Annotated in this window: 16 protein-coding genes, 1 tRNA gene and 1 pseudogene; 15 read left to right on the forward strand and 3 right to left on the reverse strand. The window is 63.6% G+C overall.

Annotated elements, in window-relative coordinates:
* Positions 1 to 104: 104 nt before the first annotated feature.
* Together AC1AZA_RS05985 and AC1AZA_RS05990 are read left to right on the forward strand one after the other, a co-directional pair.
* Positions 105 to 893 (forward strand): C40 family peptidase, encoded by a 789-nt coding sequence (locus tag AC1AZA_RS05985; protein WP_476513831.1) that lies wholly within the window; start codon positions 105 to 107, stop codon positions 891 to 893.
* 236 nt (positions 894 to 1,129) lie between these two features.
* Complete coding sequence (locus AC1AZA_RS05990) at positions 1,130 to 2,182, forward strand: universal stress protein (RefSeq protein WP_476513832.1); 1,053 nt, start codon at positions 1,130 to 1,132, stop codon at positions 2,180 to 2,182.
* Between the two features lie 153 nt (positions 2,183 to 2,335).
* Here the strand turns inward: AC1AZA_RS05990 and AC1AZA_RS05995 are convergent, their stop codons facing one another.
* Positions 2,336 to 2,749 carry an OsmC family protein gene (locus AC1AZA_RS05995; RefSeq protein ID WP_476513833.1) on the reverse strand — a complete coding sequence of 138 codons (414 nt, stop codon included), beginning with the start codon at positions 2,747 to 2,749 and terminating at the stop codon, positions 2,336 to 2,338.
* Between the two features lie 201 nt (positions 2,750 to 2,950).
* Here AC1AZA_RS05995 and AC1AZA_RS06000 point away from each other — a divergent pair, with 201 nt between their 5' ends.
* The 4 genes from AC1AZA_RS06000 (at position 2,951) to AC1AZA_RS06015 (ending at position 5,257) form a co-directional block, all read left to right on the forward strand.
* Positions 2,951 to 3,751, forward strand: coding sequence for a thymidylate synthase (locus tag AC1AZA_RS06000; protein WP_476513869.1), 801 nt, complete (start codon positions 2,951 to 2,953; stop codon positions 3,749 to 3,751).
* A 51-nt stretch (positions 3,752 to 3,802) separates the two neighbouring features.
* On the forward strand, positions 3,803 to 4,462 hold the full coding sequence (locus AC1AZA_RS06005) for a dihydrofolate reductase (protein WP_476513834.1): 660 nt from the start codon (positions 3,803 to 3,805) through the stop codon (positions 4,460 to 4,462).
* A gap of 3 nt (positions 4,463 to 4,465) precedes the next feature.
* Positions 4,466 to 4,987, forward strand: coding sequence for a low molecular weight protein-tyrosine-phosphatase (locus AC1AZA_RS06010; protein WP_476513835.1), 522 nt, complete (start codon positions 4,466 to 4,468; stop codon positions 4,985 to 4,987).
* Positions 4,988 to 5,185: 198 nt separating this feature from the next.
* Positions 5,186 to 5,257: transfer RNA gene (locus tag AC1AZA_RS06015), tRNA-Glu, on the forward strand.
* A gap of 162 nt (positions 5,258 to 5,419) precedes the next feature.
* On the opposite strand, the pseudogene AC1AZA_RS06020 reads toward AC1AZA_RS06015, so the two are convergent.
* Positions 5,420 to 5,677 (reverse strand): annotated as a pseudogene (locus AC1AZA_RS06020) (helix-turn-helix domain-containing protein); the annotation flags it as partial.
* Positions 5,678 to 5,773: 96 nt separating this feature from the next.
* Here AC1AZA_RS06020 and AC1AZA_RS06025 point away from each other — a divergent pair.
* From AC1AZA_RS06025 to AC1AZA_RS06065, 9 genes are all read left to right on the forward strand, one after another.
* Positions 5,774 to 6,061, forward strand: coding sequence for a helix-turn-helix domain-containing protein (locus AC1AZA_RS06025; RefSeq protein WP_239647767.1), 288 nt, complete (start codon positions 5,774 to 5,776; stop codon positions 6,059 to 6,061).
* An 86-nt stretch (positions 6,062 to 6,147) separates the two neighbouring features.
* Positions 6,148 to 6,321 carry a hypothetical protein gene (locus AC1AZA_RS06030; protein WP_162834849.1) on the forward strand — a complete coding sequence of 58 codons (174 nt, stop codon included), beginning with the start codon at positions 6,148 to 6,150 and terminating at the stop codon, positions 6,319 to 6,321.
* Positions 6,322 to 6,362: 41 nt separating this feature from the next.
* Positions 6,363 to 6,518: a hypothetical protein gene (locus tag AC1AZA_RS06035; RefSeq protein ID WP_162834848.1), complete on the forward strand. Its 156-nt coding sequence runs from the start codon at positions 6,363 to 6,365 to the stop codon at positions 6,516 to 6,518.
* Positions 6,515 to 7,726 (forward strand): helix-turn-helix domain-containing protein, encoded by a 1,212-nt coding sequence (locus AC1AZA_RS06040; protein ID WP_043164871.1) that lies wholly within the window; start codon positions 6,515 to 6,517, stop codon positions 7,724 to 7,726. The genes AC1AZA_RS06035 and AC1AZA_RS06040 overlap by 4 nt, the downstream gene beginning before the upstream one ends.
* Positions 7,723 to 8,250: a WhiB family transcriptional regulator gene (locus AC1AZA_RS06045; RefSeq protein ID WP_043164869.1), complete on the forward strand. Its 528-nt coding sequence runs from the start codon at positions 7,723 to 7,725 to the stop codon at positions 8,248 to 8,250. Before AC1AZA_RS06040 ends, AC1AZA_RS06045 begins: the two co-directional genes overlap by 4 nt.
* A gap of 43 nt (positions 8,251 to 8,293) precedes the next feature.
* Positions 8,294 to 8,890, forward strand: coding sequence for a ParA family protein (locus AC1AZA_RS06050; RefSeq protein WP_043164867.1), 597 nt, complete (start codon positions 8,294 to 8,296; stop codon positions 8,888 to 8,890).
* A 4-nt stretch (positions 8,891 to 8,894) separates the two neighbouring features.
* Positions 8,895 to 9,134: a hypothetical protein gene (locus AC1AZA_RS06055; RefSeq protein WP_033495367.1), complete on the forward strand. Its 240-nt coding sequence runs from the start codon at positions 8,895 to 8,897 to the stop codon at positions 9,132 to 9,134.
* 130 nt (positions 9,135 to 9,264) lie between these two features.
* A complete protein-coding gene (locus AC1AZA_RS06060) occupies positions 9,265 to 9,672 on the forward strand; it encodes a hypothetical protein (protein WP_043164849.1) in 408 nt (135 codons plus the stop codon).
* Between the two features lie 17 nt (positions 9,673 to 9,689).
* Complete coding sequence (locus AC1AZA_RS06065; protein ID WP_223847823.1) at positions 9,690 to 10,058, forward strand: hypothetical protein; 369 nt, start codon at positions 9,690 to 9,692, stop codon at positions 10,056 to 10,058.
* A gap of 102 nt (positions 10,059 to 10,160) precedes the next feature.
* Here the strand turns inward: AC1AZA_RS06065 and AC1AZA_RS06070 are convergent, their stop codons facing one another.
* Positions 10,161 to 11,174 carry an Abi family protein gene (locus tag AC1AZA_RS06070; RefSeq protein ID WP_043164848.1) on the reverse strand — a complete coding sequence of 338 codons (1,014 nt, stop codon included), beginning with the start codon at positions 11,172 to 11,174 and terminating at the stop codon, positions 10,161 to 10,163.
* Positions 11,175 to 11,473 lie beyond the last annotated feature (299 nt).

Raw genomic sequence — 11,473 nt, forward strand, 5'->3', positions numbered from 1 at the left:
GCCAATGTTCCCTATGTGTTTGACTCTGTGTGATCTTCACCGTTCGTTCACCTGACAAGGTTCGTATGTTATGGTGTGCCGTGATGAAAACGATGAATGCACGTATGAAGGCTATGGTTGTCCTGGCGGCGGCGTCCGCCTCGATGTTCACGTTTGCCGTGCCCATGGCCGGTGCTGCGGATGGTGCGAACGGCGGTGTGGTGACGTCCTCCCGCTCGTTCCCCAAGCTCAACGCCACCCGCGTGGATCTGCTGGTGGAATCCGCATCCGTGTCCGTGGACAGCGCCAGTTCCTGGGACAGCGAATCCCTGAACGTGCCGCAGACCAAGTCTCAGGCCGAGAAAGACGCGGAGGCTAAGGCGCAGGCCGAGGCCGAAGCCAAGGCCAAGGCTGAGGAAGCGGCCAAGGCTGCCGCTGCGGCACGGGCTGCCGCGGCAAGCCGTGCATCGTCCCGTAGCTCCATCTCCTCGTCGCAAGGCGCCAGCTCGTCGGCGTCCGGAACGTCTTCCTCGTCCTCCGCCGCCCAGTCCACGGTAGCCAGCGCCACCACGTCCGCGTCCGGCACCGCCGCGGCGGTCATCGCCTATGCCCTGCAGTATCAGGGCGTCCCGTACGTCACCGGCGGCACCACGCCCAGCGGCTGGGACTGCTCCGGCTTCACCTCCTACGTGTTCGGCCACTTCGGCATCAGCCTCGCCCGCACCTCCGACGGTCAGCGCGGCTCCGGCACCCGAGTGAGCGATCCGCAGCCCGGCGACATTATGTGGAAGCCCGGCCATGTGGGCATTTACATGGGCGGCGGCAAGATGATCCATGCCACCAAGCCCGGTGACGTGACCAAGGTCTCCTCCACCAGCTGGTACTCCGGCTGGGAATACTACCGCGTGCTCTAATCGCGGCACCGGCCGTGAACCTATGCTCTTGGGACGCCCCGCGCAATGCCATTCATCGCATTGCGCGGGGCGTTTGCCGTTATGCCGTCAGTCCGCCATTCGACTGCCGTCCGGCCCGACATCCGTGCGCATGTGTGTCGGCACGCCTTCGGCCTTGCGCGAATACGCAACCTTGGGGGAGTATTCTAGGCATTGAGGACGGCGCACGGTCGCGCCGCCGAGTCAAGGAGGTCATCATGATTGACGACAAGGCCATTCTGGTTGGCGTTGACGGATCGGATGCAAGCTACAAGGCCACGTGGTGGGCCGCCAACTACGCCAAGCATGCGGGGCTGACGCTCCAGATCGTATGCGCCTACTCGCTGCCCAGCTACGCGGCGGTCTCCTTCGATGCCACGTATACCGCCATGGGGGACGACAACGCCGCCCACTCCGACGCGCAGGACATCCTTTCGCGCGCCAAGGCCATCGCGGACGAGCAGGGCGTGGAAGCCGCCACGCTGATCGTGACCGGCGACCCGGCCTCCGTGTTCGTGGAACTGTCGCGCAACTACAACCTCATCGTGATCGGCAACCGCGGCAAGGGCGGTCTGGCCGAACGTCTGCTGGGCACCACCAGCTCGTCGCTGCCCGCCTACGCCTACTGCCCGGTCGTGGTGGTGCCGTACACCGACGACGACGGCAACCTCATGCACCTCAACAACACCATCACCAAGGTGGCGGTCGGGGCCGACGAATCCAAGTGGGGCGTCAAGGCGCTGGATATCGCCGCCGCGTTCGCGGACAGCTGGGGCGCCGAGCTCGACGTGATCTCCGCCGTGCCGCGAATCGACGGCGTGACCGGTTCCGGCAGCGATGAGGAGCACGGCGTCATGGATTCCTATCAGGACGATCTGGAAGTGCGCGTCAAGCCCCTGCGCGAGGAGCATCCGAACCTCGTCATCAACAAGCGGCTCGTGCCCGGCTCGGCGGTCGACGCCCTGACGGAGGCCAGCCACAACCACGACGTGGTGATCGTCGGCTCGCGCGGCCGCGGTGGCTTCACCGGCCTGCTGTTCGGCTCCACCAGCCAAGGCCTGCTGCAGCACTCCGTCAGCCCCGTCTACGTGGTGCCGCGCAAGTATGTGGAGGCCGCCGAGCAGCGCCTCAACACAGTGCCCGCGTCTCCCGCGGATGTGACACCCAAGGCGCTCGAGGACATCGACGGCGTGCAGGAGGTGCCGGTGGACAAGGCCGCCGCCGAAGTGGCGCACGACATCGAATCCACCATCGATCCGCTGCACAAGTAGTCAGCGCCACGGTTCGCCCTGCCCTATCTCACGCCCCTTGCCGGCGCTGACGAGGCGAATATGCGGGACAACATGCAGCAAGGCCCCTCCGAACGACCGGAGGGGCCTTGCTGCTGCTTGCGGCCATCGCGCCCGTCTATGGGCGGCTCGGGTTCAGTGGCGGATCGTCACGTCCATGCGCACCGGCGTCACCTGCTCATACGTGTGCTTGACGGTGCAGCCCTTGTCGATGTGGCGGGTGATGCGCTCCTTGAGCTTGGCGGCGTCCTCGTCCGTCAGTCCGGCGTCGATGGCGTCCACCACCACCTGCTCGTTGAAGTTGATGTACGCGTCGTTGTCGGCGTCGTACGTGCCGTCCACCACTACGCGGGCGCCCTTGCCTTCGCCCAGCGTGTGGGAGACCGCGAACTCGCTGGACAGCGCCGCGCAGCCGGCCAGTGCGATCTTCATGAGGTCGCCCGGGGTGAACACGCCCGCGCCCTTGCCGAACTTGATGTGCGCGCCATCCTCGGAGAACGCGTCCCAGGAACCGTCCTTGTTCTTCTCGACCCACAGTCGCTTGCCCATGTGATCCTCCTTGAGGGATTGCCGTTGCCGGCGCACCGATCGCGCCGTCGTCACCAATAATGTAGCGCGACCGTGCGTCCCGCGTCGCCTCACGGCTGAATCGGGGCCGCGCGTTGCTAGACTATGGGCATGGCTTTGACACCCGAACAGCTCGCAGACATCCGCACCCGCATCCCTGCACGACCCGTCACGGACATCCCCATGCCGTACGAGGATCTGGTGCGCACCATCCTCACCGAGGGCACGCTCAAGTCCGACCGCACCGGCACCGGCACCATCTCCCTGTTCGGCCGCCAGATGCGCTTCGACCTTGCCCAGGGTTTCCCGCTGCTGACCACCAAGACCGTGTTCTTCAAGGGGCTCGCCTACGAACTGCTGTGGTTCCTCAAGGGTTCGCGCAACATCCGCTGGCTGCAGGAGCACAACGTGCACATCTGGGACGAGTGGGCGGACGAGAACGGCGATCTGGGACCCATCTACGGCGTGCAGTGGCGCAGCTGGCCGGCTCCCACGCCTCAGGACCCGAATCGCACCATCGACCAGATCGCCAACGTGCTCGACCTCATCCGCAACCACCCCGATTCGCGCCGCATGGTCGTCTCCGCGTGGAATCCGGCTGAGGTGGAGCACATGGCCCTGCCGCCGTGCCACGCCCTGTTCCAGTTCTACGTGGCGGACGGTCGTCTGAGTTGCCAGCTCTACCAGCGCTCGTGCGACATGTTCCTCGGCGTGCCGTTCAACATCGCCTCCTATTCGCTGCTCACGCTCATGATGGCCCAGCAGACCGGCCTCGAACCCGGAGAATTCGTGTGGACCGGCGGCGACTGCCACGTGTACGACAATCACATCGACCAGGTGCTCGAACAGCTCTCGCGCGAACCGTACCCGTACCCGCGCATCGAGATCGACAAAGCCGACTCGCTGTTCGACTACCGCTACGAGGACTTCCACGTCATCGACTACCGTCACCACCCCACCATCAAGGCGCCGGTGGCGGTCTGACGCATCGCCTACACTGGCGTCCAGTTGACCAACCTCAAGGAGTGATCTGAAATGGAGCACGACAGTAGTCGCAGCGGCTATCACGAACCCGAGCCCGGTGAAGCCGGGCTGCAGGAGGTCGAGGACTGGGGCGATGACATGCCCAAGACGTTCTCGGTCAATCTCATCTGGGCCGAGGCCGAGGACCGTCAGGGGCGTCCCGGGGCCATCGGCTATCAGGGCGGCATGCCCTGGCACCTCAAGGAGGATCTGCGGCATTTCCGCGACCTGACCATCTCGCACCCGGTCATCATGGGCCGGCGCACGTGGGAGTCGCTGGACGCCAAGCACCGTCCGCTGCGCAACCGGGACAACATCGTCGTTTCGCGCAACCCGCAGTTCTCGGCACCGGGGGCCACCGTGGTCGACAGCTTCGACGACGCGCTGGATCTGGCGCGTCAGGAGGCCATTCCGGACGACGGCATCGAACGCTCTGAAATCTGGGTGATCGGCGGGGCGCAGCTGTTCCGCGAGGCGCTGCCGGTGGCCAACAAGGCGTTCGTCACGCTGTTGCGCGCCCAGGTGGACGCCGACGCCTACGCGCCGGACATGGCCGCGCTGGTGGATGCCGAACTGTGGCGCATCACCGACAAATCCCCCTGGCAGGTGCCCGAGGACGCGGAAAGCGGCATCGCCGCCTACCGGTACGTGACGTTCGAGAAGGCGCGCTGAGCCATGACCGACGTCCCGTACACCATCATGACCGTCTGCACCGGCAACATCTGCCGCTCGCCCATGGGGGAGATCATCCTGCGCCACTTTGTGACCGAGCGCGGGCTGTCCGACCGCATCGCCGTGGAATCCAGCGGCGTGTCCGACGAGGAGTGGAGCCACCCCATCGACCCGCGTGCCGTGCGTGTGCTCAAGGAGCGCGGCTACGGCCCCGAGATCCCGGCTAATCACTTCGCCCACCGCATCACGCCGGAGGAGATCGACCGGACCGACCTGTTCCTGCCCATGACCGCCTCCCACATGCGCGCCCTGCTGCGCCAGTTGCCCGCCGGCAAGCGCGCCGAGGTGCACATGTACCGCTCGTTCGACCCGGACCTGCCCAAGCCGGCTCCGGGCCGTGAATCCGACATCGATCTGGTGGACCCCTGGTACGGTGGCCGCCATGAGTTCGAGGTGGCCATCGACCAGATCGAACACGTGGCCCCGTACATCATCGACTGGGTGCAGGAGCAGATCGGCGCGTGAGCGTGCGTGTGTGCGTGAGCGTGCCGGGTTCGTCTGACAGTCGGGTTGCATGGTTGCGGGCCGCGTTCGGCGTGTGATGGCGGCTGCCGGACATGCGGTGTGGCGCGGCTCGGCCTACGTGGCGTCGGCGGCTCGCTTCACGGCGTGTCGCCGATTTGCATATTCGTTGACTTGCCAGTAGTGTAAGTCAAGTTGTTCGCCCCCATCGTCTAACGGTTAGGACACCAGACTTTCAATCTGACAACGAGAGTTCGACTCTCTCTGGGGGTACTCACCGGCTCCGGGTTCCACGAGGTATCGTGGCCCGGAGCCTTTTGTTTCCAACGGTTTCAGGCCGCCAGCTTGGCCTTCAGTTGCTCGCACAGGAAACCCGGCGGTGGCCACTGCCACCAAAGATGCACCTCCGTCACTGCTCATTCCGCGCATCATCTGCTCGTACATCGACGCATCCAGCAGGGAGAGCGGGGGGACGTTGAAGAATTCCGCCACTGCGGCGATGTCCTGGATGGTCCAGGAAGTCTTGCCGGTCATCTTCGCGGACACGGCGCCCCTCTTCAGCCCCAGTGCCGCGCAAAGTGACTGCTGGGTCATCCCGCGGCCGGTCAGCTGCATGTTGACGTTCCAGATGAATACCCTCTGCAGGTAGTCGCCGAGTCCATTGGATTCGGTCGACGGTTCGATTTTTGCCATATCAAGTCCTTTCAGATTAGAGTTGTCCAATATCGATGGACATAATCCTACAACAATGATTTGCCGCTGTGCAAGTTTCTTGCTATATTGTCTATTGTGAATGGACTGACGGCAAAAATAATGGATTCTCCGATGCGTCGTTATATGACGGCGGCGGGTCTGAGCTGCCGAGACCTCGCGAGGGAGATGGGTACGTCCAAATCCTCGGTCGCGGGAAAGGTCAACGGCTCGATACCGTGGCAGCAGTCCGACCTGATCTGGCTGGCCATTCACCGAAACCTGTCCCCTGGGTATGTGCTCGGCATCGACGCCTATCTCACGGATGGCGGGTGGAAACCCGAAACGAGAATCCCCGGACCGGCTGGAACCCGGCGCGGGGATTGAACGGCAACAACCATGGAGCCGCGGGCGCGCATATCCGCCAAGATCAGACGCCCGTCGTTCCGATTCCCCGAAGGAGGGTCATCGCCATGACCGATTCTACCAATACTGCCGGCATTCGCCGGGCATCTGTCTTCGAGCCTAATCGCCAGCGCGACGCCGTGCGGCGGACGACGCGGGGTGGCGGCAACGTCGATCTGCGCATCGCGAAGGCTCATGTGCTGTCCATGCTCGCCCACCCGTCCCGGGGCTCGCGCCGCTGAGGCGCGCGTCCGCGGACCGTTTCCCCGATACCGGCCGAACCATGTGGTGGTTGGTCGTTGCCGCCGTGTGCATGTCCGGCGGCGTTCTCTCGTATGCGTTGTGCCGCGCCGCCCGTCTGGGCGACGACATCGGCGCGAGACTGCGCGAACGCCGCGAAGCGGACCCGGCGCATGACGGCGGGAAGGTCGAGCGATGAGCAGCAGAGCCGAGAACTGGGCATGGGAGCGCGACGACGTCAAGGGCATCACCAAGTTCGTGCTGGTGTATCTGGCCCGCCGCGCCTATTACGACGATGGCGCCGCCGCGTGGCCGAGCGTGGAGACCATCGCGTTCAATTGCGGGTGCTGTGAGCGCACCGTGATCCGTTCGTTGCAGGAGCTGGAGCGCAAGGGCTACATCAGGCCCGGCGACCAGGAGATGTCGGCGCGTAACCCGCGCACCCGCAAGCCGATCGCCAAGGGGCACCGCTCGCGCGTGTGGGACGTCGTCATGGACGGCGACCATCCTGCCGAGAACATCGAGGAGAAGCCCCGGAACCTGGACGCGCTGGCGGAAGGCGACGGCAAGCCGGATCCGATGAAGGACAATTTGTCACCCGACGGATTGTCACCCGAGCCGAAGGACGTGGAGCCGAGGACAAATTGTCCCGGAATCTTGGACAGAAAGTCACCCAATAGACAAGTGATAAACAATTCTCCCCTCATCCCCTTCGGGGATGCTCCCCTCAACGCCGAACAAGCCTCCACGAAGCCGGTCGCCGACCCGAAGCCCGAACCCGTTCCAACGACCGATTGGGGCAGGGCCCTGCCTCCAAGGGGTTGCAGGAACCCGCTATGGGTGCCCGAACCCGGCAAGCTGCCTGAGCCGGTCACGGAACGCGCAGGCCAAGAGGTGCGCGTGCTCGACGGCATCCGCCGGCGCATGCTCGCCGTGGACCAGAGGTTCGATGTTCCGGCGACCATGGCCGACCGCAAGGCCGTCCACTCGCTGCTGATCGACAGGCCGTACGGCGAGATCGTCGCGACGATGGACTGGGCGTACCGCAACCGCTACTGGCTGCCCCGGCTCACCAGCGGCGCCAGGTTCGCCGCGAACTACGTGCAGCTGCGGCTGGAAATGCTCACCCATCCCGATCCGACGGGCAAGCGGGCGCCAGACGCCCCGCTGCCGGTCGTCAAGGATCCCAACCGGGCGATACCGGTCAGCTCGTCGTCCGCGAGCCGTGTGCCGATCTACGGGGCTGCGCTGCTGCGCACCTCGCTGTGCCAGGAACACATCGAAGGCGTCATCTCGCAAGAGACGTGCCCGGTATGCGCGTACGACAAACGCAACCACGCCACCCACGACGTCGCCGGACGGCGCAAGACGAAGACAGGCGCGCCGGCGGAGGCGGTGCGGCCATGAGCGGGGACGGGCAGCGTCTTGAGGCGTGGAAGAAGGCCGGCGAATGCCGCGACTTCCCGCAACCATGGTCCGACTACCTGTGGTCGCTGGAGTTCGAGCACCGTCCCGGCGACGCGAAGGCGTTCCACTCGGTCGCCAAGGCCGTGTGCGAACGATGCCCGGTACGCGCCGAATGCCTGGCCTACGCGGCCAGCGGCGGACTCGAATGGGGCGTGTACGGCGGCAAGGTGTGCACCGACCGGCGCAGGATCGCGCGCATGGCCGAAGCCGACGGCGTCCCCTGCCGGGACCGCGGCCTGCCGTGGCCGCAACGCTGGCGGCTGCTCACGGACTGGATACGCGCCCACCGGAACGTGTTCGACGAAGCCACCGACGAGGCCAGCGCCGAACGCCAACAACGACGCCTGCGCGCACGGGGCAGGACGGCCGATCGCCCCGCCCCACATGAGCCGTCAGACAATCAAACAATCAAGCAAGCAGGAATCCAAGCAATCCAGCAAGCAAACAATCAAGCGACCGACTGACCAGGTTCGCATGATCGCCGACAGTCGCAAAGGAGAAGAACGAATGCGCATCGCCATAGCCAACGCCAAGGGCGGGGTCGCGAAGACCACGTCCAGCATCTACATCGCCTCGGTCATCGTTTCCAGAGGCGGCAGGGCCGTCGTGTACGACGCCGACCCACAGTCCAGCGCGAGCCTGTGGGCCGCTGCCGCGGAACAGACCGCGGACCCGCTGACGTTCGACGTGCTGCCCGCCAACCAGGCCACGCTCCGCCAGCTCGCCGCGGGAGCCGACCCGGACGAATGGGCGATCATCGACGCGCCGCCGCAGGGGCCGACCCTGGACATGGCCATCAAGGCGGCCGACTTCGTGATCGTGCCGGCATCGGACTCGCCCATGGACCTCCAGCAGGCATGGAGCACCCTCGACATGGCCAGGATGAGCACGCCCGCCGCGCTGCTGCTGGTCAAGGCCGAACACAACACGAAGGCGTTCCGCGACACCATGGACGCCCTCAACGCCATGGACACTCCCCGGTTCGACACGATCGTGCCGAAGGCCCAGTCCTACAAGCGTTCGCTCGGCACCAACCCGCACCAGCTGGGCGAATACCGCGACCTCGTCACCGAACTTCAGCAAATCGCCGGAAAGCAGGAGTGAGACCATGCAGGGCAACTACCAGCCACTGGCACGACCTGTGCCGTTCGACGACGTGCTGCGCCAGCAGAACAAGACATCCAAGGCCACGGGCGAACCGTTGGTCATGCTCTCATTGCGCATACCCGTATCGCTCAAGACCCGGCTCAAGACCACGGCCGCCGCGCACGACCTGCCCATGCAGCAGCTCCTGCGCGACGCCATCGAACGCGAGCTCGACCGGCTCGACGGCGACGACGAGCCGTAACCCGTCAGACAATCAAACAATCAGGCAATCCGACAATCCAGCAAGCAAACAAGCCGACAGCCAAACATTCAGGCAGTCAAACATGCAGACGCGATCCGGCAAGCCGGCGCGTCTGCGGAAAGGAGACACTATGGACTATTCGATGGAGGTCTCCGTGCTCGGCGACCGGATCAGCATCGGCGAGGAGGCGCACGTCATCACCCTCGGCGTGAACACGGGATTCCCCGCGGGCTCCACGGCGGGACTGGCGTACACGCTCTCGCCATTGCAGGCCCGCGTGTTCGGCGCGCAGATGCGCGCGGCCGCGGACGCCGCGGAGGGACATCCGGGCATGCCGTCCGACGAGGAGGTGAACGCGGCGGCGAAGGTGTTCTGCGGCGGCGTGTGGAACGGGTTCGACCCCGCCAGCATGATGCCGACCGAACAGTTCGACCGGTTCTGGGGCGACGGTGAGGGCCACCAGCTCTACCTGGAGATCGCGCGCCACGCGCTCATCGCCGCCCGCATGTCCATCCTCGCCGGGCAAAACGAAAGCTGACAAGCAAACAAGCCCGCATGCAGACAATCAAACAATCAAACTTGATTGCATGCAGGCAAGCTGACATGCAAGCAATCAAGCAAACCAACAATCAGGAAAGCAAACAATCCAACAATCAGGAACGGAGCAGAACCATGAACGACAACCACAACGAAAACGAGGAGCCCTTCGACGGCACGAGCGAGGATTCCACGCTCGAAGACCAGATGAGCGCGCACATCGCGGCCATCGCCGCCAGCGGCGTCGCCGCCGAAGCCGAAGCCCTGGCCAACCGGCAAGCCGACATGGCGGCCAAGGAACGCCGCGAAACCAGACTGGCGCTCCTTGCCGCCGTCACCGTCATCGCAGGTCTTATGGCCTATGTAATTACTCGCATCGTCAAATAAAGACGATGTTTCTGTCGCTTATCATTTCAGGGACGGGTAATTCCTTGGATCCACGTCCCTGAAAGGCGCGCGTTTCCCCATTTATGCAATTAGGATGCCCCGTCAATGAGCTGAGCCATTGACTCGCCACAGCGGCGACACCCGCCATCCGTCAGGGAATCCCATATCAGACTTCGGAATCTGAGGGTGCCTATCCATAAGGGAGATGAATTTCTCCGTCCACGCGGGTCCGTCGATCTGGGATGTCAGGTAGTTCTCCATGGTGAGGAATGCAGCAGGGCCGGAGGACTTACGGAAGATATCCCAATCGTTACCCCACCAACCCTTTGCATGGGATCCGCTGCGATGCTTCGGCAGTTTCGGCGCTATGCGGGTGCTGGTTTCGTTCCAGAAGCGATCATGATGCGCGGTCATGTTCCGGGCCTGCCGGATAGTCTCAAGCCAATTGGAGAGGATTTTGGCGTCGCCGCGTACGGCGGGATTCGGGTTGGGGTTGAAGATATGCAGCTTGGTGGCCAGCTTTCTCTTGATATGGTCTGGCGCACCTTGGTAGAAGTTCTCCTTGAGTGTTCCGTAGCTCAGGCATCCGACGATCATCCAGTACGGAGGCAGCGGATCACTGTAGGTACTCCGGAAATGCCTGAGGTACGGAAGATTTGATTTGGTGAATGTCGAACGCAACGAGGAAAGGCAAGCCAGATGGTCGTCATAGCTCAACCCCGGGAGTCCTTCCCGTGTCATGTAGCCGAATTCGCCGCCGAATACCGATAGCTCATGGGCGAGGAAGCTCTTGAGATAAATCTCGATGGTGACGATGCCGTCGAATACCAGCATCCGCAGTTCCTGATCGAACAGATACCTATCCCAGATATCCTTGAATTGCACATCTTGACGGAAGGGCAATGAGCGCTTCGCCGACTGCTCCGATACCGGGGTGAGGAACGGATACCAGTATCCTTTCAGCCGAAAGTATCCCACTTGCTCGATTCGACGCTCAAGGAGCTCGCGACTTATTCCGGACAAACCGTTGTCAATGAGCTTGGCCGATAAATCATCCAATGATTTCGGCGGATGCTGCGGATAGGGGCGGAGCTGTGGAGTATCATTCTCGTCCATCGTTCCTCCGATAAGAAAAATGCCACCCTAGTGTGCTTCAGTGAGAGGCAATGGTGGCTTTTAACATCGCTAATTGTAGCGAATATATCGCCTTTCGTAAAGATACAGAACACTCCGTACATCTAGTATCCAAAGCAAAGCAATGCACTAAATGTAGTATCCGCGTCATGTTTCATCCATGAACGGGTTGCCAATCTTCGTCACATGTCCGCCGCAGCATCGCTCGATGCGGGGTGATGCTGATGGTGCGTCCGGGGTCCGGCGGCCGGCCGTCGGGCTTGCGGGCGTGCTTTTCTTCC

This window comes from Bifidobacterium sp. LH_389, assembly GCF_056357235.1.